General features: G+C 40.3%; 20 protein-coding genes and 1 pseudogene. 3 read left to right on the forward strand and 18 right to left on the reverse strand.

Going from position 1 to position 25,390, the window contains the following annotated elements; translation table 11 throughout:
- Positions 1 to 5 precede the first annotated feature (5 nt).
- From ACMX3D_RS29420 to ACMX3D_RS29455, 8 genes are all read right to left on the reverse strand, one after another.
- Positions 6 to 1,379 (reverse strand): ATP-binding protein, encoded by a 1,374-nt coding sequence (locus ACMX3D_RS29420; RefSeq protein WP_482749293.1) that lies wholly within the window; start codon positions 1,377 to 1,379, stop codon positions 6 to 8.
- Positions 1,380 to 1,597: 218 nt separating this feature from the next.
- On the reverse strand, positions 1,598 to 2,680 hold the full coding sequence (gene cheB, locus ACMX3D_RS29425) for a chemotaxis-specific protein-glutamate methyltransferase CheB (RefSeq protein WP_482749294.1): 1,083 nt from the start codon (positions 2,678 to 2,680) through the stop codon (positions 1,598 to 1,600).
- A 73-nt stretch (positions 2,681 to 2,753) separates the two neighbouring features.
- Positions 2,754 to 5,081 (reverse strand): response regulator, encoded by a 2,328-nt coding sequence (locus tag ACMX3D_RS29430; RefSeq protein WP_482749295.1) that lies wholly within the window; start codon positions 5,079 to 5,081, stop codon positions 2,754 to 2,756.
- Positions 5,082 to 5,083: 2 nt separating this feature from the next.
- Complete coding sequence (locus ACMX3D_RS29435; protein ID WP_482749296.1) at positions 5,084 to 5,818, reverse strand: chemotaxis protein CheW; 735 nt, start codon at positions 5,816 to 5,818, stop codon at positions 5,084 to 5,086.
- Positions 5,819 to 5,934: 116 nt separating this feature from the next.
- Positions 5,935 to 7,602 (reverse strand): methyl-accepting chemotaxis protein, encoded by a 1,668-nt coding sequence (locus tag ACMX3D_RS29440; protein ID WP_482749297.1) that lies wholly within the window; start codon positions 7,600 to 7,602, stop codon positions 5,935 to 5,937.
- 94 nt (positions 7,603 to 7,696) lie between these two features.
- The gene (locus ACMX3D_RS29445; RefSeq protein WP_482749298.1) at positions 7,697 to 9,349 is read right to left on the reverse strand and encodes a methyl-accepting chemotaxis protein; all 1,653 of its coding nucleotides are present in this window, start codon (positions 9,347 to 9,349) and stop codon (positions 7,697 to 7,699) included.
- Between the two features lie 352 nt (positions 9,350 to 9,701).
- Positions 9,702 to 11,096 carry a CheR family methyltransferase gene (locus ACMX3D_RS29450; protein ID WP_482749299.1) on the reverse strand — a complete coding sequence of 465 codons (1,395 nt, stop codon included), beginning with the start codon at positions 11,094 to 11,096 and terminating at the stop codon, positions 9,702 to 9,704.
- Between the two features lie 21 nt (positions 11,097 to 11,117).
- Positions 11,118 to 11,591: a chemotaxis protein CheW gene (locus ACMX3D_RS29455; RefSeq protein ID WP_482749300.1), complete on the reverse strand. Its 474-nt coding sequence runs from the start codon at positions 11,589 to 11,591 to the stop codon at positions 11,118 to 11,120.
- A gap of 179 nt (positions 11,592 to 11,770) precedes the next feature.
- On the opposite strand from ACMX3D_RS29455, the gene ACMX3D_RS29460 reads away from it, so the two are divergent.
- Positions 11,771 to 11,962 (forward strand): RNA-binding S4 domain-containing protein, encoded by a 192-nt coding sequence (locus ACMX3D_RS29460; protein WP_482749301.1) that lies wholly within the window; start codon positions 11,771 to 11,773, stop codon positions 11,960 to 11,962.
- Between the two features lie 311 nt (positions 11,963 to 12,273).
- Here the strand turns inward: ACMX3D_RS29460 and ACMX3D_RS29465 are convergent, their stop codons facing one another.
- The 7 genes from ACMX3D_RS29465 to ACMX3D_RS29495 form a co-directional block, all read right to left on the reverse strand.
- Positions 12,274 to 13,383 (reverse strand): alkene reductase, encoded by a 1,110-nt coding sequence (locus tag ACMX3D_RS29465; protein WP_482749302.1) that lies wholly within the window; start codon positions 13,381 to 13,383, stop codon positions 12,274 to 12,276.
- Between the two features lie 24 nt (positions 13,384 to 13,407).
- Positions 13,408 to 13,986 carry an antibiotic biosynthesis monooxygenase gene (locus ACMX3D_RS29470; RefSeq protein WP_482749303.1) on the reverse strand — a complete coding sequence of 193 codons (579 nt, stop codon included), beginning with the start codon at positions 13,984 to 13,986 and terminating at the stop codon, positions 13,408 to 13,410.
- Between the two features lie 8 nt (positions 13,987 to 13,994).
- A complete protein-coding gene (locus tag ACMX3D_RS29475; RefSeq protein ID WP_482749304.1) occupies positions 13,995 to 15,563 on the reverse strand; it encodes an iron uptake porin in 1,569 nt (522 codons plus the stop codon).
- 192 nt (positions 15,564 to 15,755) lie between these two features.
- Positions 15,756 to 17,462 (reverse strand): alpha/beta hydrolase, encoded by a 1,707-nt coding sequence (locus tag ACMX3D_RS29480; protein WP_482749305.1) that lies wholly within the window; start codon positions 17,460 to 17,462, stop codon positions 15,756 to 15,758.
- A gap of 55 nt (positions 17,463 to 17,517) precedes the next feature.
- Entirely contained in the window at positions 17,518 to 18,339 is an 822-nt protein-coding gene (locus ACMX3D_RS29485) for a nickel/cobalt transporter (RefSeq protein WP_482749306.1), read from the reverse strand.
- Between the two features lie 9 nt (positions 18,340 to 18,348).
- The gene (locus ACMX3D_RS29490; protein WP_482749307.1) at positions 18,349 to 18,795 is read right to left on the reverse strand and encodes a DUF6640 family protein; all 447 of its coding nucleotides are present in this window, start codon (positions 18,793 to 18,795) and stop codon (positions 18,349 to 18,351) included.
- Positions 18,796 to 18,950: 155 nt separating this feature from the next.
- Positions 18,951 to 19,598 carry an NADPH-dependent F420 reductase gene (locus ACMX3D_RS29495; protein ID WP_482749308.1) on the reverse strand — a complete coding sequence of 216 codons (648 nt, stop codon included), beginning with the start codon at positions 19,596 to 19,598 and terminating at the stop codon, positions 18,951 to 18,953.
- Positions 19,599 to 20,069: 471 nt separating this feature from the next.
- Between ACMX3D_RS29495 and ACMX3D_RS29500 the strand changes: the two genes are divergently transcribed.
- On the forward strand, positions 20,070 to 20,411 hold the full coding sequence (locus ACMX3D_RS29500; RefSeq protein WP_482749309.1) for a hypothetical protein: 342 nt from the start codon (positions 20,070 to 20,072) through the stop codon (positions 20,409 to 20,411).
- Positions 20,411 to 21,109, forward strand: a complete 699-nt coding sequence (locus tag ACMX3D_RS29505; protein WP_482749310.1) for a DUF6745 domain-containing protein — start codon at positions 20,411 to 20,413, stop codon at positions 21,107 to 21,109. The genes ACMX3D_RS29500 and ACMX3D_RS29505 overlap by 1 nt, the downstream gene beginning before the upstream one ends.
- A gap of 83 nt (positions 21,110 to 21,192) precedes the next feature.
- On the opposite strand, the gene ACMX3D_RS29510 is transcribed toward ACMX3D_RS29505, so the two are convergent.
- The 3 genes and pseudogenes from ACMX3D_RS29510 to ACMX3D_RS29520 form a co-directional block, all read right to left on the reverse strand.
- Positions 21,193 to 23,040: a vWA domain-containing protein gene (locus ACMX3D_RS29510; protein WP_482749311.1), complete on the reverse strand. Its 1,848-nt coding sequence runs from the start codon at positions 23,038 to 23,040 to the stop codon at positions 21,193 to 21,195.
- Positions 23,041 to 23,223: 183 nt separating this feature from the next.
- Positions 23,224 to 23,499 (reverse strand): annotated as a pseudogene (locus ACMX3D_RS29515) (SDR family oxidoreductase); the annotation flags it as partial.
- A 556-nt stretch (positions 23,500 to 24,055) separates the two neighbouring features.
- On the reverse strand, positions 24,056 to 25,189 hold the full coding sequence (locus tag ACMX3D_RS29520) for an ISAs1 family transposase (protein ID WP_482747696.1): 1,134 nt from the start codon (positions 25,187 to 25,189) through the stop codon (positions 24,056 to 24,058).
- Between the last annotated feature and the right edge of the window lie 201 nt (positions 25,190 to 25,390).

Raw genomic sequence — 25,390 nt, forward strand, 5'->3', positions numbered from 1 at the left:
AACCTTCAACAAAATCTGACTGGAATTTCGATGATAAATTCTGCACCATTACCAGGTTCAGAATTTATGCAAAGACTACCATGATGTTTTTCAATAATTTGATAGCTAGTTGCTAAACCTAAACCTGTACCTTTATTAACAGGTTTAGTGGTAAAAAAAGGGTCGAATATTTTATTTTGAATTGCTGGGTCAATTCCCGCACCATTATCTATAATTTTAATTTTGATAGTTTCTACATCAGTTAGTTCAGTTTTAATAATAATTTGTTTTTGATTTTGAAAATTTGAGTTATCTAATAAACTGTCTATTGCATTATTAATAATATTGATAAATACTTGGTTTAATTGTGCTGGATAACATTCTACTAGTGGGAGACTAGCATATTCTTTAATTACTTCTATTTTTTGCTTCAAGCGATGATTGAGTAGGAATAGCGTACTTTCAATTCCCTCATGAATATCTACAGATTTTTTATCAGATTGGTCAAGGCGAGAAAAGCTTTTTAAAGAATGGACAATTTCCTTAATTCTGTCAGTACCTAATCTCATAGATAGCAGAATTTTTTGAAAATCATCGATAATAAAATTCAGGTCAACATCACCAATTTCATCTTGAATCAGTTTTTGAGCTTCAGGATACTGTTTTTGGTAGAATTCTATCAAACTTAAAAGAGTGTGAATGTGTTCATGGAGAGGAATAAAATTACCATGAATAAAATTAATGGGATTATTGATTTCATGGGCTAATCCTGCAACCATTCTACCCAAACTAGACATTTTTTCGGTTTGAATTAATTGCACTTGAGTTGTTTGCAATTTGCGTACAGTATGTTCTAGTTCCTGTGCTTGTAGTTTAGCAGTTGCAGTTGCAGTAGAAAGTGCCTTGAGATTATTGTAAGCCTTGGAATGATAACGAATACGGGCGATTAACTCAACAGCATCTGGTAATTTAATTAAGTAGTCGTTTGCTCCCTCAGCAAAAGCTTCTGCTTTTAGTTTTGGTTCTTCTTTACTCGATAACATGACGATGGGAATTTCACGAGTTGAGGGATGAGAACGAAACCAACGCAGCAGCATTAAGCCGTCCATATCTGGCATGATTAAATCTAACAAAATCACTGTTGGCTCAATGGCGATCGCTTGTTGAATTGCCTCGGTTGAATTGCTTGTATAATTAAAGGTAATATCTGGTTCATTAGCAATGATTCTACTAATTGCTTCACCAATTATTATTTGATCATCAATTAGCAAAACCTTGACAGTCCCTGTGTGTATTTTTACTGCTTTTATAGAGTTTGATGATGCTAATGGCATACTCAAATTAGGTAATAACATATTTGTTGCTTGGGTTTGAGAAATAGGTGTGACTGGTTTATTCATGTAGTTAATACTAATTTTTTAAACTATAATATTTATATATAAGTCAGTTTATTAGGTCGATTATAACCTAACACCTAGAAAAATAAATATTTTTACATATCGTAATTAAATAAGATTAAGCACTTCGATGAAACGGAATATTTTTAAATAAAGACCTAAGCTATATCTATTTGATTAATAATAAAAAAACCAGTAATTTTACGGCATTGAAAATTATTTTATATAGGCCGATTTGCTGATATCCGTAATATCTTGGTACAAACAGAAGCGATCGCATCAACTCCTAAAACTTCTACGGCGGCTTTCAATTCGATCGCAGCTTTTGGCATACCATACACAGCGCAAGTTTCATGGTTTTGGGCAATGGTGTGCCAACCTGCTTCTCGTAAGAGTTTTAAACCTTGAGCGCCATCTCTTCCCATCCCTGTCAGTAAAACCCCAATTCCTTCTCCAGTCCAATGATTTGCCAAACTCCTGAATAACACATCAATCGATGGACGATAAGCACAAGTTGATGGTTGTTCATCATAGTCAAAACTCAGGTCAGAATTCATGACAAGATGATGATTTGTACCAGCTAAAAGAATTTTTCTTGGTTGCGGTGTCGAACCTTTAGTTGCTATTTCCACAGATAAAGGAATTTGTTCATTCAACCAAGCCGCAAAACCGGGAGCAAATTGAGCATCTAAATGTTGCACAATCACTATAGCCCCATAAAAATCTTGGGGAAATTGAGAGAGAATTTTGACCAAGGCTTGGGGGCCACCAGTGGAAGCGCCAATGGCAATTAGTGGTGGTAATGATTTTGGGAAAATTCGGGATTTTTTGTTTGTTCTGCCCTGAGAAGATTTACCAATTAATTTAGCGATCGTACCGATTTTCTTTAATAAACCTGCACTACCCTCAGCAGGTGTATTGATAGCATCTAAAGCACCATAAGTCATGGCTTCTAAAACATTGCCAGCGTACCGATTAACACTAGCAGTTACCATCATAATTGCACAAGGCGATTGATTCATAATTTGTCGTGTGGCTTCTACTCCATCCATGCACGGCATCAAGACATCCATCAATATTAAGTCAGGGGTATCCACTGCACATTTGCTAACAGCTTCTTCACCATCGTAGGCAACCCAAGCCAAATCATACTCTGGGATTGTGGCTAAAATTCGTCGCAGTGCCTCGACCGCTATCCGCATATCGTTGACAATGGCAATTCTCATAAAGTGGGGAGTAGGGAGTAGGAAGTGGGGAGTAGGGTGGAGAGGAAAGACTTTTTCATAGAATATTTGTCCTAACATCGTTTTCTTTGCGTCTTAGCCTCTACCGCAAGCGGAACGCCTAGCGGCGAATGTGTGAGGCAAAAAAGTTCTATTACCCTTCGCCAATTAAGTCAATTACTGCCTTTAACAAAGTATCATCATGAAAGCTGCTTTTGGTGAGATAGTAATCTGCGCCTGCTTCTAACCCTTGAATTCGGTCTTCTTCCCGGTCTTTGTAAGAAACGATAATTACAGGTATTTGCTTCAACTTGGCATGACCTTTGATTTGGCTGGTGAGTTCAAAACCATTCATTCTTGGCATATCAATATCTGTAATTACCAAGTCATAATCACTGCTGCGGACTGCATTCCAACCATCAATTCCATTGACTGCGACATCAACTTTGTAACTGTTATTTTCTAAAAGTTTGCGTTCCATTTCGCGGACTGTAATGGAATCATCAACAACTAACACACGTTTGTAAGTTTTGGTGAGTACCTGACGCGTTGACTGATTCACTTGGCTAAGTTGTCCACTGGAAAAAACTTTGGCAATAGAACGTACTAAATCTTCGACATCGACAATTAACACAGGGGAACCATCATCCATCAAGGCGGCGGCGCTAATGTTGGGGACTTTACCAAGACGGGAATCTAAAGGACGGATAACTAAACTGTGTTCGCCGATAAATCGGTCAACAACTAATCCATAATGATTGAGGCGATCGCTAATCACAACCACAGGTAATAAGTCTGGATTTACCGTCGGTGAAGGTAACTCTAAAACTTGACGCGCCGATATTAACTCCACAGGTTGATTTTCCAGCAAGAAAAACGGGCGATTTTCAGAAACAGCAATCTCTGATTTGCATAAAATCAGCACTTGATCAATTCTTGTCAACCCAAAGGCGTAAGGTTCATCTGCAATCTCAACTAATAAGGTGCGAACTACCGATAAGGTCAGGGGTAACTGTAAGTAAAAACTCATACCTTTACCTGGGTGAGAAACTGCCCGCAGTGTGCCGCCAACTTCCCGCACTGTGCTATGGACAATATCTAGCCCCACACCCCGACCAGAAATTTCCGTCACCGTCTGGGTAGTGGAGAATCCTGGTAATAATAAAAACTCCATTAACTCAGCCTCGGTCAACTGGGCTGCCATTTCTGCGTTCGTCATTTGTTTTCTGACGACTTCTTGACGCAAAAACTCGATATCAATTCCCCGCCCATCATCAGAGATGGTGATAAATAACATCCCAGCGCGATGAACAACTTCAATTTCAATAATTCCTTCTTCTGGTTTACCTGCGGCGAGTCGTTCTTGGGGAGATTCTATACCATGATCAATGGCATTTCGCAGAATTTGCGTTAAGGGTGCTTCTAAGCGGTCAAGAATATCCCGGTCTACGAGAGTATATCTGCCTTTAATTTCCAACTTCACGCGCTTACCTAAATGTCGGGCGAGGTCGCGTACCATGCGAGGAAATCCTTGTCCGCCCTCGGCAAAGGAACACATACGGGTGGCGATGACTTCCCGGTAGAGGCGATGGGCAAGATTTCCCGAACGCTGGGAAAATGATTCTAATTCGTTTTGGCGATCGCTAATTAATTGACTACATTCACTAGTTTTTTGATGTACGGCAGTTAAATGTTCTTTAATATGTTTATCAAGTGGGCGATCGCTCAATAATTCTTGTAACTTAGCCACTAAATTAGATAACTCTACTTGATTCGCTCTGATTTTTAAAAAAGAGTCCGTAAATGGTTCTAACCATTTGGTTGCAACTATCGTTTCTCCTGCTAAACTCATCAGGCGATTGAGATTATCTGTACTCACTCGCACTGTCCGGTTTTGGGTAGTTACTAATTCTTCCACTGGGGATGGCGAGACTATGGTGATTTCCGGTGGCGGAGATTCTATCTGCGGTGTTGGCGGCAAGATATTTACAGGAAAATTGGATTGGGAAAAGTCTAAATCCCCTTTCAATTTAGTTACTGTTCCCTGTGGCTCGTTCCTGGTTGCCTTTAATTCTGGAACAATTGTTGAGGTAGTTACAGAAGTGGAAATACTTGCGATCGCATTCACTAGCGATTGAAGGTTTTCTTGTTCTAAATTCGGGTTGTCGGCTATGTATTGCAGCATATCTACTGCTTGCAACAACACATCAACGCAATCAGCAGTTAAATTGACGATTCCCGCTTGCGCCGCACTAAAACAATCTTCCATTACATGGGCTAAGGTGACAGCTGGCTCAATGTGGACAATTCTCGCTGCACCTTTAATACAATGGGCAGCCCGCATTAAAGCTGCTAATTCTGATTTGGGATCAGGATTTGTTTCCAGCGCTAACAAACAGTTGTTCAGCACTACAACCTGAGTTTTAACTTCCATGTTGAATAAATCCAACAAAGAAAACTGGCTAAGATCGGAGTTTTCCATGATTACTGTGCCTTCCTCGCCAAAGTGGTAAATAATAGTTCATCATCTAAATAGCTAACAGTCTGCGATCGCACTTCCTGTTGCGATGTCTGCAAATTCGCAGGTTGCCAGGAAAATAAACCTTTAGTATAAGTTTGGATTGCTTGAGTCATGTTCCTAGAAGTATCGCGCAATTCCCGACGATGAAATCTGTATAAACCGTAAAGTTCATCTACAGGAAACACCCAAGCGTTACCAGTTTTTTCAATTACCACCATACGCGAATGCACCACTGGACTCACCACTTGTAAAGGGTGATCACTAGATTCAATATTCAACAAGTGACTAAGAGAAACACACAACAGCAATTCACCGCGAATATTGATTAATCCCCGTAAGACTTGGTTATTACGGTGGGGTAAGGTATGAATTACGCTCTTAGAAGTCGTTTCTTTGAAGACTTGCGCCGGTAGCGCCAGCCATTCCCGTTGTAAACGAAAAATCACCACTGTCAGAGTGTCCGTTGTACGTACAGCGTAGGTAGGCATTTGTGGATTTTTCTCGCCTTGAGATTGAGCGAGTAATTGCGTCCACTCATAGCGATATTGTTCTGGTGTGGTGCGTTCTAGTAAGTAGCGACCAGCCGCCGAATAAACTGGGCAATTGCGACAGTGAGCATACTTAGATAATTGCCCACAAGAGCGATCGCCTTCTGTACCAATTTCATTCCAACAACGTTCAACTTGAGATTTAGTCATTAGTCAAGAATCAATAGTCCATAGTCCATAGTCATTAGTCAAGAGTCAATAGGGTAGCGGGTATTAAGGAATATTTTCTCCCCCTACTCTCTTCTCCCTGCCCCTCTGGCTCTTCACTAAGTAGCTACATCTACTGGGGTTAAGGATGAAATATCATCGTTCTTGACTTTGAAAATCGAAACTTCTTGACGTAAACCACGAGAGACATGATTAAGTTGGGAAATGGCATTATTGATTTCCCGCAGTGAATCAGCAGTTTGTACTGAAGTACTACTCAACTGGGTCATCGCATCACTAATTTGTTGCGCTCCCATTGACTGAATTTCCATCCCCTTATTCACCGATTCAAAATGAGGATTTAAATCCTGCACTTGTTGAATAATCTGCCCAATTTGGTTACTGATATTGCTGACATCTGCCACACTCCGCCCAACTTCGGCTGCAAATTTGTCCATCTCCATCACGCCTGTAGATACCGAAGATTGCATTTGTTTGACCATCTGTTCAATATCCAGGGTGGCGACTGCGGTTTGGTCTGCTAATCTGCGAATTTCTCTGGCGACTACGGCAAAACCTAAGCCATATTCCCCGGCTTTCTCGGCTTCGATGGCTGCATTTAACGACAGCAAATTAGTTTGGTCGGCTACTTTGGTAATTGTTAGAACAATATTATTGATATTGTTGGCTTTTTCGCTGATAATTCCCAATCTGGTTGCAATACTATTTGTGGCTTCTGCTAACTGCCGCATACTTGTTTCCATCCGCCGCAAATCTTTTTGGCTGATATTGGCTGCGGTGGTTGTGGCTTGCGACATTGTGACCACTTGTTCCATTGTATTGACTAGTTCTCTGGAAGTGGCTGCTATTTCTTTGGCTGTTGCTGTTACTTCGTTGGTCGAAGCCACTTGTTCTGCGAGTGTTGCTTCTAATTGTTTACCGGAAGCTGCTATCTGTGTGGCTGAAGTTGTGACTTGAATACCTGATCCTTGGACTTGACGAATCAAGGTACTCAATTTCTGCGTCATCGTTTTGAGTGCAGCCATTAATTTACCAATCTCGTCATTAGCCGTGATTTCCACATCATTTGTCAAATCCCCCGCAGAAACTTTGTCGGCTAAATTAAATGCAGTCTGCAAAGCACGAGCTAACGCCCGACTAGGAATCAGAATTATTCCTAAAGCAACGGCAATTGTCACAATCACAATACAAAAGAAATTTCCCCAACTCACAATGACAGCAAAGTTTTGAATTTGATCAGCTTGCTTTTGTCGTTCTTCTAAAATTTTGTCTTCCACCTCCAAAATTTCATTCATTTTTGCCCTAATTTCATCCATAACTTTTTTACCTTTGTCTGAAAGAATCAAAGCTAATAATTCTTTGTCTTTACCAACTCTCTTCATGTTGATAGTTGCTTCTAATTCTTCCATTTTGGCTTGGCTTAATTGTTCAATTACACCAAGTCTTTTAATTTGTTCTGCATTAATCATGTTATTTCTTGTCTCTGAAAATATGTTTTTTATTCCTGTTTTAGCTGAATTAAATGGTTCTAAATATCTTTCTTCCTTTGTCAGGATGAATCCACGTTGGCTATTTTCAGCATCAACTAGATTTTTTTCAATTTCTTTTAAATCTGCTTTGACTGCATAAGCATGATTAACCCAGATGTTAGACTCTATAAGAGAATTATTAGTTGAGTTAGAAATATAGCTGGTAATACCTGTCAATACAATGATAATTGCACATCCACAGATAACAAATTGATTAATCTTGATACCTTTTCGCATATGATTTTAGTGTTAAAATTTGCTGGTAGAAAAATAACTAATAACATCTACAGAAGAAAATTGGCATCCGTAGTTAAGGATGATTATTTGCCAATTACGATGGGGTAGGTTCAACAATAGTGTTGTTAACTTTGAAGACAGAAACTTCCTGACGCAAGGAACGGGCGACATGATTAAGTTGGGAAATGGCATTATTGATTTCCCGCAGTGAATCAGCAGTTTGTACTGAAGTACTACTCAACTGGGTCATCGCATCACTAATTTGTTGCGCTCCCATTGACTGAATTTCCATTCCCTTATTCACCGATTCAAAACGTGGGTTTAAATCCTGCACTTGTTGAATAATCTGCCCAATTTGGTTACTGATATTGCTGACATCTGCCACACTCCGCCCAACTTCGGCTGCAAATTTGTCCATCTCCATCACGCCTGTAGATACCGAAGATTGCATTTGTTTGACCATCTGTTCAATATCCAGGGTGGCGACTGCGGTTTGGTCTGCTAATCTGCGAATTTCTCTGGCGACTACGGCAAAACCTAAGCCATATTCCCCGGCTTTCTCGGCTTCGATGGCTGCATTTAACGACAGCAAATTAGTTTGGTCGGCTACTTTGGTAATTGTTAGGACAATATTATTGATATTGTTGGCTTTTTCGCTGATAATTCCCAATCTGGCAGAGATGCTATTGGTAGCTTCTGCTAACTGTCGCATACTTGTTTCCATCCGCAGCAAATCTTTTTGGCTGATATTGGCTGCGGTGGTTGTGGCTTGCGACATTGTGACCACTTGTTCCATTGTATTGACTAGTTCTCTGGAAGTGGCTGCTATTTCTTTGGCTGTTGCTGTTACTTCGTTGGTCGAAGCCACTTGTTCTGCGAGTGTTGCTTCCAATTGTTTACCGGAAGCGCCTACTTGAGTAGCTGAGGTTGTAACTTGAATACCTGATCCTTGGACTTGACGAATCAAGGTACTCAGCTTTTGGGTCATAGTTTTAAAAGATTCCAAAAGTTGCCCAATTTCATCTTTACTATTTAATTCACTCTCAACCAAATATGAAGTTAAATCACCAGCAGAAATCTTATCTGCTACCGTTACAACAGTAGAAACTCTGCTACCTAAAGATTTAGAAATTAAAGAAGTGACAAAAGCTGCGATCGCCACAGTTGAAAGTGTCACCACCACCGCTAATATGCTCATAAAGTTGAGCATCGCTTTTGTACCTTCAATACTTTGTCGCATGATTTCTTGTTCTCGATTATTATATTCCTCATTTAGTTGATTAAAATTATCATTTATTTCTCTAGAACGCCCCATGTATTTATCAATAAAAACTTGATTTTTATCGATATTTGATGTTGTAATAACATCTTTAACAAAAGCATCAAAATCTTCAAACATATTCTGCATTTGTTGTAATTTTTGTTTCTGTGATGAATCTTCTACAACATTGGATACACGATTTAAACCATCCTGAAAATTTTTTTTATAATTTGTGTATCTTGCTAGAGCATCCTGATGCCTTTTTGTATCAAATAAGTATCGGCGAATTGTCCGATCCATATTGGCTATACCCAAAGCCATATCATCAGTTCCAACGATTGCTTCGTGTGAAATTTCTACTTGTCTATAGGTTCTTGCTATCTGATTTGTCGTGGCATAAACTATGACACTAAAAACAAAAATTAAAATTGTAGGAATAGAAAATCCTAGTAAAGTTCTATCTTTAAGTTTCCAATTAGTAAGCATAGATATCCTATCTAATATTTTGAAATAAATAAGCCTAACATACTCTATAAATAATTGTCACGATAGCAAATTCTTTAATTTAATATTAAATTAGTCTAGAAATAGCCAATGACAAAAAACTTTGAATTTAAAATCAAAAATTCAAAATTGGTATTAGATATAATGTATTGGACTACTATTGAAAGCGAAAAAGCCTTCAGTCCCTAAAATTCCCAAATCAGAAACCAAATTAACAATTAGTAGATTTAAATTTTAAAAAGGTTTATGAAGCTAATCAAAAAAAAGTAAAAAATTATTAAATCCTAGCAAAAATATAAATAGAATATGCAAATATAATTAGTTTTAATCATCTTCAATCCAAATCCATACCATCATGTTTCTGGCATTGTAATCTGTAGATACGTTGCCAAAGCAGACTAGCGCTAACCTTATCTCCCTGCTGTTCTTTGAGTAATGCTAGATGGGTCAATGCTTCTTCATGATTAGGTTGTAGATAAATTGCTTTACGAAACGATTGTGCCGCCTGCTCATTTTGTGACATTGCTTGCTGCACTTCACCAAGGAGAACATAAGCCTCAGCATTCATCTGATTATGGTTGAGGTAGTTGTTGCATAGTTGTGCTGCTTCATCCAAGCGACCTTGATCGGCAGCAGTTTTAGCTAACTCTAAGAAGTGCTGAGTGCTGAGTGCTGAGTGCTGAGGGTTGAGTGCTGAGTGCTGAGTGCTGAGTGCTGAGTGCTGAGGGTTGAGTGCTGAGTGCTGAGTGCTGAGTGCTGAGTGCTGAGGGTTGAGTGCTGAGTGCTGAGTGCTGAGGGTTGAGTGCTGAGTGCTGAGTGCTGAGTGCTGAGTAGAGGAAGGAAATTTGTTGTGGTTTTGTATTAGTAATGGAGAATCTATTGTTGGCTTATGGTTATTAGAAATAATCGGAGTTTTCTTAACAAACTTTTGATGTGTACTCAATTTTTGATAAAAAACTGCTGAAGATTTACCTACAGAAACAAACTGAGTTTTCATGAGTAAGGCAGCTTCAGCATGGGCGACAAATAATAAACCTTCTTCGGCAAGCAACCTTTTGAGGATACAAATAGTTTGTGTTTTAGTAACACTATCAAAGTAAATTAATAAGTTGCGACAAAAAACTATATTATAAGTCTGTGTATTAATTAAAAAGTCAGAAGCAGCTAAATTAGCGTTGATAAAATTCACTATGCCGCTGACGTTTTCGTGCAGGCGATATCCTGACTTTGTTAATTGAAAATAGCGTTTTTGAAAGGAAAGATCATTACCGCGAAATGAGTAATTATCGTAGGTTGCTCGTCGGGCTTTCAACAAGCATTGTTTGCTAATATCAACAGCATCAATGTGAAATTGAGCAGATGTTAATCCTGCTTCTAAAAGGGCGATCGCAATTGAATATGGTTCTTCACCTGTGGCGCATGGTACACTCAACACCCGCAGTACGCGTTGCGGTTTTTTGGGCAACCATTCCGATAATACATAACGTTGAAGAAATGCAAAGGATTCCGGTTCACGAAAAAACCAAGTTTCTGGAACAATCACGCTATCAATTAGTGCTTCCCATTCTTGGGGAGAATCCTGCAAATGTCCTAAATAGCTGGACATCTGAGTTATTCCACAATCGGCCATTCGTTGATAAATAGCACTAGCGATCGCACCAGAACCAATAGAATTAGCATCTAAACCAATTTTGCTTCTCAGTAAAGCTTCGATGACAGATTGTGCCATTTGTGTGGTCTTCAGACCAATCTAAACTACTGTTGTGTTTAAAAGATTTCTTGGCAAGAGGTTAACTTGCTCTGCCTCAGATAACAAGTATTCAATACGGATGCACTGAATCATACCCTGGTCATCTAAAATCATTTTGCCCAAATATGGCGCTGCATCTATCTGAATATTAGAATCAACAAACTCGTTTTCAGACTTGTGCAATGTTTCAACAACCTGTTCTGCCATCAAGCCTAAAATATGCTTGGTATGATGATGACCACAATAATTAACTAGTACAATCCGAGTACTCAAGTTATCGGCACAAGGTTTACCTCGCATCAATTGGCATAAATCGATAACTGGTACAATGCGTCCACGATAGTTAAATACACCAGCGATGTGTTCTGGTTTGTGTGGCAAAGTTTTCAGCAAGACAAGCGGTATAACTTCGACAACCTCATGAGAGGCGATCGCATACCGCTCATTACCAACGTTAAAGAGTAACATGAGCATGGATTTATCTCCGTTTGCTATTTGCTCAGTTTACCCACTTCATTAAATAAACCTCAGTTTTGTAATCAAGCAATATTTGTGGAGAAACTGCAAAATCCTCTCCCCTTTGGTCTTCATGACAAGTCTTTGATCTGACACGATATGATGTGCAGTGTGAATTACATTCGACAAGTGACTACATGATTAAACTCGACCAGTTTTTAAAGTTGCTAGGTATAGCTGCAACTGGAGGACAAGCCAAACTAATGATTATTAATGGTGATGTTAAAGTCAATGGCACAGTTGAAACCCGGCGAGGTCGGAAATTAGAATCAAATGATCAAGTAACGGTAGCCGGACAAACTTTCAAGGTTGAGGACGTAATTTCCTAGAAGTATTCCAGAAAATCAAGCGATCGCACTCTGCCATTTTCTACTTTTTCCAAGGTAGCTTTGTTCCCATCTCAGTCAATGCCGAGAACACGAGATAAATAACGAGCAAACCAGCACTGATGAGAAAAATCACAACGTCGTTATTCATTGTTCATTCCATAACTCTATTAAAATCATCCCGCATAGTTAGTCATGTGGGCAATTTTATGGGGATGAAAGCGAGTGAGTCGAAGGCAAAGCAACCAATTTTGGGGATTCCTTGTTCCCTCTCACGAAGAAAGTTGACTCACTCAAGCTTTCTAGGAATAAAATTACTGAATCACGGTTGTTGAATGCAGAAATGGATAGTCTATATAACCTTTCTCATCACCACCATAGAAGGTGTTGCGATCAGCTTGATTTAGTGCTGCATTTAACCGCAGACGTTCTGGTAAATCAGGATTGGCAAGAAATGGTGTGCCAAAAGAAATTAAGTCAGCAATATTATTAGCGATCGCAGCATTGCCCTTTTCTTTGTCGTAACCGCCATTAGCAATTAATGTTCCCGAATACAGAGGACGGAACTCAGATACAGGAATTGGCTTACCACCATGTCGAATATCTGCTGGTGTTGGTTCCATTAAGTGAAGATACCCCAAACCAAAAGAGTTGAGTGCAGCGATCGCATAGCTAAAGGTTGCTTTAGGATCAGAGTCATGAATATCGTTAAATGTGTTGCTGGGGGACAGCTTAATACCGACACGATTTGCCCCCCAAACTTCACAGACAGCTTCTGTAACTTCCAACAAAAATCGCGCCCGATTTTCAATGGAACCACCATAGCGATCGCTACGTTGATTAGTACCATCTTGGAGAAACTGATCCAAGAGATATCCGAATGCGCCGTGAATTTCCACACCATCAAATCCAGCCGCCATTGCATTTTTAGAGCCTTGACGAAACTGGTCAATTACACCAGGAATTTCGTCTAGTTCTAAAGCGCGAGGTGTAACAAATGGTTGATCACCTGTGTAAGTCATCGCATTACCAGCAGGTGTGATCGCTGAAGGAGCCACAGGTAATACTCCACCTCTTTGCAAAGATGGGTGAGAAATGCGCCCACAATGCCATAGTTGCAAAAAGATGCGTCCACCTGCACTATGCACTGCTTCTGTCACTTTTTGCCAGCCTGCAATCTGCTCTAATGAATGAATTCCTGGTGTTGCTGGATAGCCGAAACCTTGCGGTGATATTTGCGACCCTTCAGTGACAATCAATCCAGCCGTAGCCCGTTGAGCGTAATAAGTAGCATTCAGCGGCGTGGGGACATTTCTCTCACCAGCTCGATTACGTGTCATCGGTGCCATGACAATTCGGTTTGGTAGTGTGTAAGGGCCAAGTTGGACGGGAGAAAATAAATCTGTAGTGATTAGTTGACTCATAGTAATTATTAGTGAGAGTGAATCTTACTTGGATGGATAAAGCCATCCTTTAAACAGGCGTGTTACTTGGGGCATGATCACCCAAGTCATTAACGGCATCATAATGCTAATACTCACCAAGTTAGCTAACCAAACAGGTAGCCCACTGGTAATCGGTCTGAGCAGGTTGGGCATCAAAGAAATCATTGGATAAAGACCGAATGCACTGACAATTGCAGTTTTCCATTTGGGTGGCGGTGCTGCATGAGGTATTTCTGGTAAGGCAAACCATGCTTCCAGACAGTTAACACGTATAACTCTGGGTTTATCTATTGTTAGGGCATCTGCTCGCGCAATCCAACCTTGACATATAGGAGATTCTTCCCAGTTTCGTAAGTGTTCAGGGGTGTCAAACCGCAGAATCAGCTGCCACTCACCTTGTTTAGTAGCGGGATATAGTACATCACTCCCCAAGTAACCGGGGAAGGTACTAGCTGCCAGAGTTACTCCGCGTGTAGCTTCTTCAAATGCAGCTTCAAATCCTGGTTTGACTCGACGCGCGATCGCAATAACTCCAGGCGCTAAATTAATCGGTCGTTGAGTTTGATGCATTAACTCTTCCATAGGTATTTTTAAAAGGAAAAAACAGTTCGCACTGTGCCAGTGATGATTGTGCCGTTGGCATCTTGATTACCAGGGTTGTGAATCACTTGGATTAACGGCGTGATGCGGATTTGGTCATTGAGAGGAAAATTATAAAAAGCTTCAAAATTAGTCTGAGTGGCATTTCCGACTGCATTTTCAATGAATGGCTGACCAATGGCAATTCCAGCGATCGCCCGTTCAACAAATAAATTGGGAAATGCCAATCCTGCCATCCAGTAGTTAGGGTTGATATCTCCTACCGTCGTGTTGGGGTAGGAACCATAGCCATATCGTCCAAATACACCCAAGCGATCGCTCAATGCTAGTTCAAAATTGACTCCCAAAACATCAAAATCGCTACCAAAAACCCTACCACCGCCATATTGCAGACGTAGGGCAAAGGCTTTACTCGGCGCATATTCTAATTCGATCACTCCTTGGTAAGGATCGCCAAATAAACCGCCATCAGCGCCTCCACCACCCACAGGAAATAGTCGAATGTCTTGAGGCTGACCACCTCCAAACACTTGGGCATTTTCTGGGAGAGCATTTTCGGCATCTCCAGCAATGTATACTCCTCGGAAATGAAAAGTGCCTCTACCAGGATTCCAAGCAATGGCCGCACCAGCACCTCTACCTCTAGGAAACAGGATAAAGTTATTAACTAAAGCTTGAGTAGAAAAATCGAGAAAACTGACATTAGCATAACGATTTTTGTCTACAAAATCGGCGGCTGTAATTGATGGGCCGAGGGTGAGACTCACATCCTCAAACACAGGAAAGGTGTAATAAAGACGAGCAACACTCAATTGATTATCTCGACCGGGAATGGAGAATTCTAGAGTACTGCCTAAATTAGGTTCTAAAAAACCAGCAGCATTATCATTTGCACCGTCGCTACCTGTAACTAATCGCACTTGCAGTAAGTCTTTGCCTGTGAAACTAGTGTTGAGGTTGAAGGTAACTCTGTAGATCAAAGTTGCACTTGGGTCATTTTTGCTAATCTCTGCACCTCTAGGAGCAATGATGCGATCGCGATCAAATCCACCTGCATTCACTGCAAAGATGACTTGACCTGCTAGTTTCGTCGTTGTCGAGAATTGATTTGCTTCTAGTGAACTATAGCGAGTTTCTAACTGATTAACTTGTTCTCGTAACGTAGTTAACTCTGCGGCAAATTCGGCTTGCAGTCGTTGTAATACTGCTAAGTCATCTGAAGAAATTGTATTAACTTTTCCCTCAACCACAAGTCTATTAATTTGCTCTAAAACTGCATTTAACCCAGCGGCAAATTCATATCGGCTGATTGGTTGAGTGCCTCGATATGTTCCATCAGAATAACCCGGAATAATCCCGTATTTTTCTATGAGCGATCGCAATGCTTGAAATGCCCAATCAGTTGGTTGCACGTCCGAGAATTGGCTGACAGCAGGGACTTGCTCGACAAAATTAATATCAATTTCTGAGGTTTCTTTTGAAGGTAAGGCGGTTGAAATCATTGGACTAGCAATAACCGACATACTGCTGAAAATTAGCAGCCACACAAGTTTGAGCATTACAGAATTCAAAAAAATGAAGCGATAATTATAGCTGTAGTAGATACGTGAAAAAAGTATTGATTGCTCAAGGCTTTGTCAATACAGATTTCATACTTAGCACTCAGAATTTTGCCATAAAATAATCAATGATCTTCAGAAAACTTTCACTAAAGCGACCCATGTTACCACTGCCAAAAATGCCAAACTTCATCATTTATTCCTTGTTAGTTTTTGATTGCTCAGGTATATAGTATTTTGATAAACCTGATTTAATAGTTGAGATATTGCTTCTCCACTACCAGAACTGACTAAACTCAAATTTAAGGGCGCTTGACTGATCGATTGAGCATAAGAAGCAGTTAGATAAGGTCTATATTCTTGTTGATTGCGTAGATAAGTTTGGAAGAAAGCCACTCCTAAACTATTCATATAAGCATGGACATTTTTTCTATCTGGCCCTAGCAGACCTTGTGGTACAGGAATGACGCTTTCGTTGTTTGGTAAGTCTGATTCTACAGAGAAATGAGTAGCATTTTCAATAAGTGCCAAGTATTTATCTTTGCTGGGTAGCCCAGAAAAAGGTCGAATTTGTTCGGGAACTGCGGGAGTAAATATGTCCTGACTTGCAGCCACCATCATTACAGGAATTGGTATTGTACTGACACCTTTTTCTCCAAATAAAACGCTGGTTAAAGGATTCATGACCATAATCGCTTTGATGCGATCGTCTTTTATGGAATAGTTGTCAGCTTTGAGGTCGTTAGCACGACATTGTAAAAATGTAGAAATATTTAAAGAACGGTTGGGATTACATTCTTGGCGAATTTTAGCAAAATCAAAAGTTCCTCCTGCTAATGCTAAAGCTGTATAACCGCCAAGTGAATGTCCGATTAATCCGACTTGTTGCAAATTTAATTTATTTTTAAATCTCAAATCAGTTTCGGAAAGTCGTTGGAGTTCATCTAAAAGATATTTGACATCTAAAGGACGGTCAATTAATTCTGTGGGTTGAGGAGGACTAGCAACTCCTGATAAAAATTGTTGATATTGTTTAGAGTTAGTTACAGGATGGTCAAGAGCAGCGACAGCAAAGCCGTATGATGCTAAATGTTCAGCAATATAAACAAAACTCTGGCGGTCTTCTGCTAAACCATGAGAAATGACAATTACCGGGTAAGCTTCTGAGGTTGTTGCTGATTTTGGTTGGGGTAAGTAAACATCAACTGCATATTTCCGTTCTATAAAAGTTTTTGACTGTCCATCACGAGAGCGATCGTGTAAGGTTAAGGTAATTTTTGTCGAATTAAATTCACCAGATTTCCGAATATCTAATTTTTGCGCAAAATCTATTGGCGGCAAATTAGCAGTTTCTTGATTAGCTAGTTTTTGAATTTGAGAAACTACTATATCTCTTTTTTGTAGTAGTTCTGATAGCTGTCCCATTAACTGGATAGTTTCTGATAAATTCAGGCGAATACTGGGACTAGAATATTTTTTGAGGATATTAATTAAACTCAAGCCTTCTGGACTGGCAGCAGATAATATTAACGCAGAACGCAGTGCATAAAAACCATTGATTCTACTTTGTGTTTGCAATAATTCACCCATACGTTGCAGCATTTTTTCGCCGATAGGAGAATAGGTGAATTGTGAGATAACAGTCGGAGAAATTTGGAATTTTGTGTTGAGTAACTCTCGCATTTGAGCTAATTGTTCTGGTTTGGCACGATTGGTATAAAATGCAAAGTCTTTGGTAATTTTGCCTTCTTTGATAAACACTTCTAAATCTTGTGTGGCAATATCAAAATCACCAAAAGGCGGATAATTAAATTCAATCCGGTCTGCTCCTAATGCAGGGATAGTCATGGCAAGACTAGAAATCGTGCCAACAAAGTAGGCGAGAGTTTTGATCCACATGAGAGATTGATGAGGTTGTAGATAAATAGCTGGAAATATTCTGTAAATTAATGCTTTAAATTACCGCGATCGCTGCCAATGCTGCACCTGTGACAATCACAACAACAGCCCCAACCATCGATAAATTCTGCAAAAATCTAGCACTGTTGGGCAAGCGGTCTATCCATTTATGGGCATACACAACAACCAACCCGATCGCAACTAACACTGATGCTAAACCCAAGCTAAACGCACTAATCAACGCCACACCATAAGCAACTTGATGCAAAGCGATCGCACTTAACAACAAAACTAACGCCGATGGACAAGGGACAATCCCGCCTGCAATACCCAAAGCAATGAGCGATTCGGTCGTAACAGATTTACTTGGTGGGTGATGGTGATGATGATGACTGTGATCGTGGTCATGATTATGAGTATGTTCATGAGCGGAAAGACGTTGATCGAGCAACCAAAAGCCAACTCCACATACAGTTAGACCACTAATTAAACTGAGAATCGGATACAGGGTTGCGGGGACAATGTATTTTGAAGCCACCAATGCCACAATTCCTAGAATAAAAACTCCCAGCGTATGAGTGATAGTTGTCACTAGCCCTAATAACACTGCTTGTTGTGGCGTTCCTTTGGAACCTACAAGATAAGCAGCCACCATTGTTTTGCCGTGTCCGGGTGAAAGGGCGTGTCCAGCCCCAAAGAGAAAAGCAATGCCAAATCCGGTAATCACCAAACTTGGAGTTAACTGTTGATGAATCAGCGTTTTGGTAAAAAACTCACCATGTCCAATATGAGCGATCGCAGGTTTGGCTATCAGCACAAAAGTTCCTGAGAGTATTGCCCAAAGGTAAAACATCCATTGGCGACGCAATAGAAGCATATAAACCAGCTATATAACTTTTGTATAAGTCTGTTGATGACTGTGGTAAAGCCAATAACCAATTGCCGCTAAGACTTCGTTGATAGTAGCAATTACAACATTGGGATATATTGTGATCCCAGCAATCACGGGTAGAGGTTCATTAGGTAAAGCATTTAAACTAGTACCAGGAACTAATACAGTTGTAAAGAAAAATGGTAACCAGAAAAGCATCGGAACTAAAGTTGCCACAGTCGTGCTGATTTGTGGCTCTGCTGATCGCCGCCAAAGCAACCACAAGGCAACCACTGATAAACTACTAAGTAGCCACAACATCACCACATCATGAAACCGAGCATGAGGAACCCAAGTTGGGTTAAAAATATGACTGGTGTTCCAATCTACAGCTACAGAAACTACTGCTGTATTGACTATTACTACAGAGAGTAAAATCCGACTGAGTTTTATTTTTGACATAGTATTCACCATTATGAAGAGATAACAGACTTAACGTTGGGTAAAGCAAGCGATCGCCATATTTTGTTCGGCTTCAGTCATTTTGAGCCTCTGATTTCAAATTGAAACAACACTTTAGTTCTTGATTAGTTACTTCTGGTCTTTTGGGGGACTACTTACCGTCGCAATGCTTTAAGTCCCAGATTCGGAAACAATTTACTTGTTACTGCAAACTGTACCCAAGCCGTTGCTAAAGTCTCCAAAGAACGGGCTACTACCAATTCTCCAGCGTCTACCGGTTCATACCCGCATTCCTCAATTAACCCAGCAACGACCTTTTTGGACTCTGCGTCATCACCACAATAAAAAATACTGGGGCGATCGCTACCAAACTGTCGAGACTCGGAACCAATCACTTCTGCAAAGGTAATATTAAATGCCTCCACAACTTTTGCCTTTGGTGCAAACTGCTGAATTGTCTCAGCGACAGATATTTTTAAGTCAGTTGCTATACCAATCGTTTGTCCGGTGAAGTCAGGTTGCAAACCGCTCACGCAAGTAATAATAATCTTGTCATCAAGAGAACCTGTGGCACGAATAACTTCTTCTAAAGAAGGTACCCAGACAGCCAGCATCACTACATCACTTTGGTACACTGCTTCTTCAGGAGTTCCTACTTTTGCATTTTCACCTGCCGATGCAGCTAGTTGACGTAGCTTATTCTCATCTCTGGAGTAGGAAAAAATAACTTGGTTTCCGGCTTTCGCCCAAATCTTACCTAAGCCTCTACCCATATTTCCTGAGCCAACAATGCCAATTTTCATTGGTGTTTTCACCTTTTTCTATTGAACCAATATTGAGGAATTAATAGATTACTGTTGGCGATCGCAGGATTTCCCGCTTTAAGAGGTGCTTCTAACAGGCTCTCGAAATCGCATTGCTAAAGCTGTTATCTTGCATTTACAAGATATGGGTTTACTTTATAAAATCAGCCAAACTTTGTCCCTATCCCAGAGTCCAAGTTTTGAGCATATACAAAGGTCAGTGTTTGCTTAACCAGGAGATCAGGACATGGCCTTAACTTATGGCTAGGTAATACCCATTTTGGATTTTGGATTTTAGATTGAGAATGATTGTCTGCTGGTAAAAGTGCTGTATATCTCTCAAGCAATGCGATTATGAGGTTTGTTAACGGTTAACCGTCAACAGCAATTTGACTATTTAGTATATTTGTACTATAATCTGAGATCAGTTTTTCCAAGTTGAAATTTTAAGTATGCAATCCTAGTAAAAATATGCTGAGTAACAGTAACAACTCTCCAGTTAATTCAGCTAATGTTCTCTACAGACATGGCGACGTTTTGCTGAGAAGTATTGCCAATATACCTAATTTTGCCCAAAAGCGTGTAGGTTCTGTTCTGGCGCATGGTGAAGTTACAGGACACAGCCATCGCATCCAGCCATCTCATGCTGTTCAGTTATGGGTGCATGGTAGTGAGCTTTTTCTGGAAGTAAAACAAACAGGTGCGACTTTAGTTCATGAAGAGCATCGGGCCATTGAAATACCCCAAGGTTCTTACCGTGTTTGGAGACAGCGTGAATACCGTCCTGATGCTTACGTAGAGGTAGAAGATTAATGCTGAGTTTGATGTCGAAGGGGCGTTTACCGAAGAAATCAGTTCAGCAACGCCCAAACGAAAATTATGAGCCTGTATCAGCCCAACTGGGACGCAAACTCATACTTGAGCATCGCGCATGGGATGGAATTCGTGTTTTAGGCCATCTAGACTTGAGTGGAGCATCACAACTTTACCATTTACCAGAAAATCTGACTTGTGAAAGTTTAGATATTAGCGACTGTGTAAACTTAACTCATCTTCCTAAAGGTCTTCATGTTACCCATTGGATTGAGTTAGCCGGAAGTGGAATCACCAGTTTAGCCGCGGGACATGGTTTTATTTTACGTTGGCGGGGTGTACAAGTTAGTGACCGCATTGTCTTTGAGTCGCAGTCAATAACAGGACAAGATATCCTCAATACAGACAATGTGGAGTTACGCCGCATCCTGATTGAACGTCTGGGATACGAAAAATTTATCCAGCAAGTGGGAGGCTTAATCCGCGATCGCGATTACGATGCAGGAGGGGAACGTCAACTAATCTACATTCCTTTTGAGGATGATGAAGCTTTGATGGTTTTGAAAGTAATGTGTCCATCCACACAGCATACTCATATACTACGTGTTCCTCCTTATATGCAGACTTGCCATCAAGCAGCAGCTTGGATTGCTGGGTTTAACAACCCAGATGACTATCACCCCCTGATTGAAGCCTAATAAGCTGTTAAGCATTTAATTTGCACATTTAGACCGCAGGGGGGCAGGGGTGTAAGGGAAGAATATCTTACTCAGCACTCAACTTAATTGCTAGTGTTGGGTTGTACAAAACGCTTAATATCACCACAGGCAATATAAGACTTGCCATCAGGGCCGGTTTTGATTTCATCAACAACGTAAAGCATTCCTTCCTCACGAATTGAGCGAGGAAAACGCATATTCCAATCGGGTTCATACCCGTCAGACACTACTCTAGCGCGTAGTTTACTACCATCTTTCACACATTGAACTAAAACGCCATTATTTACCGTGTCGGTAGTAACTAAGTCGGCAGCGCTGGCAGGGCCTTTAGCAGCTTTTCCACTACTAGCAGGCTTTGATTGTCTGGTAACAGCGAAGATATCTGCTTGGCCGGGTTTCGCAAAACGATTAATTTTGCCGCGTACACGATAGAACGAGCCATCAGAGGAAAGTTCGACGGCTTCAGCCACATAATACGCGCCCTCAGCACGAATGGCGCGGGGAAACTGAACGTTTTTAGTTGCATCGTAACCATCAGACAAAACTTTCACCCGCAGCTTACCCCCTTCTCGAACACAATATAATTCCACACCGGAACCAACTTCATTGACTGTTGGCATCGCGTATATTTCATCGCCTGCTGTGACACCACGACCCACTAAATCACTGCGAGTGCGTGTCATTGCTTGATAAGTTTGATCGCGCAGTTCTTTCCGTCCGGCATTACCCAAAGCTTTTTGTGCAATTCGACCTGCAAAATATTCCAGCTGATCTATTTCCTCAGCAATTTCAAAATTCTCGTTCAAGCCTTTATTGCGCAAATCTTGTACTAGCGATCGCAAAATTTGTTCAGCTTCTTGATGTTTACCATGCTCGGCTAAATCAAGAGCAGTTTCTTTGGCTTTAGCAATAGTTAGACGGCTTAAGTCAAGGATGATCTGGCTAGAAGCTGCAAACGCAGATTCTTCAACCGTGCCTACTTGAGCGATGACATCTGTTGTACCTAACACGCTTTGAATGATGTTATTCTGCACTACATCTGCACTGTAATGCAACTTCATCACAGGTAATTGACCTACTTGAGCAGCAGGTATCTCTAGACTTAACCCTAAAAGTTTGTCTTCACCTTCGTAAAGTTCTCCTAAGGTAATTACTGGTTGACCCGCATTATTTTGGCTAACTTTGGCTAGGCTTAAGATATCTACAAGTTTGACACCATCAGCCAACTCAAGAGTTACTTGGAGATTTTGACCTACCACGGCTCTGAGACTATCTAGTTCAATACTGAACACTTCGGCTGCTTCATCAATGCTTTGAATAAAGTAGAAATTGCCACTCGCAGCTCTTGCTATTGCAATCAGCAAATCTTCATTGAAACCCTGAGCAAAACCTAATGTAGTTGTGATCACGCCTTCCTCAGCTTTTTGTGCTGCTGTTGCTGTCAGTACTTTTGGATCTTGAATACCCATATTGGCATGACCATCAGTCAGCAGCAGCACACGATTGATTTTTTGGGCGTTAAGTTGCTGTTTTACATATTCGCAACCTTTCAGCCATCCTCCAGATAAATTAGTAATACCGCCTGCTCTCACTTTACGGATAGCATTTTTCAATGCAGATTTATTGGCTACAGGCTGGGGTGGTACAACGGTATCTACGGCATCATCGTAAACAACCACTGAAAGAATATCATTAGCCTCTAGTTGATCGACTACAGATTCAGCCGCTTTGAGCGCATGAAACAAGGGAGCGCCTGCCATAGAGCCGGAACGGTCAATGACCACCGAGAGGTTCAAATCACGTCGTCTAGACTCAGGTATATCAGCACGAAAACGCAGCAATACATTAGTCTTTAATGAAGAGCCAGCAGCTAATATAGTTTGGTCAAATGCGTAACTTGTTTTTATCATGGTGTCAATCCTCGGAATTTTTTTAATCCGTGATGAGCTTTAATATATAGAGACACAATCAATGTCGCTTTTAGTGTACCCAAGAGTAAAAGTGTTCTTTACTGAAAAGCTTTGTTATTTTGATAAAAAAGATATGTAATCTGATGAGAGCCACTCTATGAAAATGGCGTAAGATATTAAGTTTCAAGCAGACCAAGCTTCTCGAAAGTCAGCGTAGAGTGTTAGTCCACCATCAATAAATAGTGTTTGTCCAGTGATGTATGTGGCTTCATCAGATGCTAAAAAAGCTACTGCTGCTGCCATTTCTTCTGAAGTTCCAGCGCGACCCATTGGGATATGACTTTCTACAACTGCCTTCTTTTCTGGGTCGTCTATCCAATCTTTGTTGATAGCGGTGATAGTTGCGCCTGGTGCGATCGCATTGACTCGAATACCCCGGTTTGCATACTCTAACGCCAACTTGAGCTAGGCGAATTGCGATCGCTTGTCCAATTCCTGAACTTGCACCTGTCATTAAGGCATTTTTCCCTGTTAATCCTTTCATGGCATTTTTCCTCTATAAGTAATCAACTAATTTTTATAAATCTTTTATCAAGAAAGGGAGAGAATATAGGAATCCGATTTGATTTCTGAAAATCCTTGTGTTATTAGGTAACTCTTAACAGGGAATAGGGAACAGGGAATAGAACTAAACAACCTGTTGCCTGTTAAGCTTTCCTCCTGATGACATCTGACTGTTGCCCGTTGCCTCTTCCCTGTTGCCTCTCTCGAACAGGGAAAACGCACCTTATTTCCTAACAAAAACTAATAAGGATTTCAAAATCATTTTCATAAGTGCAAAACTTGACCAAAATATAAATAGAACAAATCGATTTTTTTGCTAACAAGTAAATTAGCTTATCGCTAATGAAATAACTCTTGTTTAAAGATAAATTAGCTAACTATTCAGCTATAAATAAGTAAGCTTACCCTTAAAAATAAGCAACAATCTTAACCAAATTATTGACAAGCTAGTTTACGCTAAAGCTAAAACTCTTTCTAAATAGTTATTATCCATTGCTGCCAAAAACTGTTTATTTTTGATTCCCCGCTTCACACGTTTCTCTTTACCTAAAAGATTTACTGCTATCTGCCGCATCACTGCAAAATTTTGTGGAGCATTATCTTTCCTAATCCGGCAGTCATCTTCTTTTAAAGCTACATCTAATACCCAATGTAACGAATTTTCTATGCCCCAATGACTGCGAACACAATTAGCAAATTTTTTCGCATCATTCTCAAGACTGCTAATATAATAACGAGTCTCCACTGTTGTTTTACCATCTATTTGTCGAACAGACTCTACCATCCCAACACTTTTTAAGTTTGACCAAACTGAATCTGGGTCAAGCTGAGATTCAATTCCAGATAACATCACATAATTGCGGATTTCATCACGACCATGCCCCGTTTCTTCTGTTTTATATGTGCTATGGTGAAGCCCTTCAAACCCTGTGCTTATTCCTGTTCTTAATAGTTCTTCTACTAACTCATATAGATTACCCTGATTCTTTTTTAAGGTGATTACATAATCTGCGTTTTGTTGCGTAATTAACTTCACAATTTCTTTTTGGCAACCGATTGCATCAATTGTCACGATACAACCATTCAACTCTAAAACATTCAGTAGTTCTGGGATAGCTGTAATTTCATTAGATGCTTCGTTTACTTTTACCTGTCCCAACACTAATTTATTCGTAGTTGCCCATGCACTTACCATTTGAATCGCACTCTGACCACTACTTTTATCATAAGAACCACATAAAGTTTTACCGTCAATTGCTACAACTTCACCATTTGTTATCTTCTGAGTTGATTTTATCCAGTTTAAGAAACATGACTGAAATTGCTGTGGATTCAATTGTGCAAACACTCTTGCAAATGTATCGTGTGATGGTATTCCGTTTGGTAACTCCAAAAATGTTTTTAACCACTCATACTTTGTGCAGCCATACAATTCTATTGCCACCCAACTATCTGCTCCACAGATTACTGCACAAATCGCAATTGTCAAAATATCAATTAGCTTATGTAATCTTGTGCGGTCTACTCTTGGATCTGACATCTGTGCAAAATGGTCAGCTATTGTGATTTTGGGCTTGAGCTTCATCCAAACGTCAGTGTAGCGTGCTTTTTTTCTTGAGGATACTTTTTGACAATACCATACCGAGTTTATGTTCTGTATCCCTACTCTCTTCTCAACCGATCAGTTCTTATTGTTACTGATGGCTTACGGTTGTACTTCCAAGCCTCTTCTTTCGTTCTGTGCATCAATATTTAGATGCGTTTGCCCTGCTCTCTCGAACAGATA

It is taken from the genome of Anabaena sp. TISTR 8404, assembly GCF_056847745.1.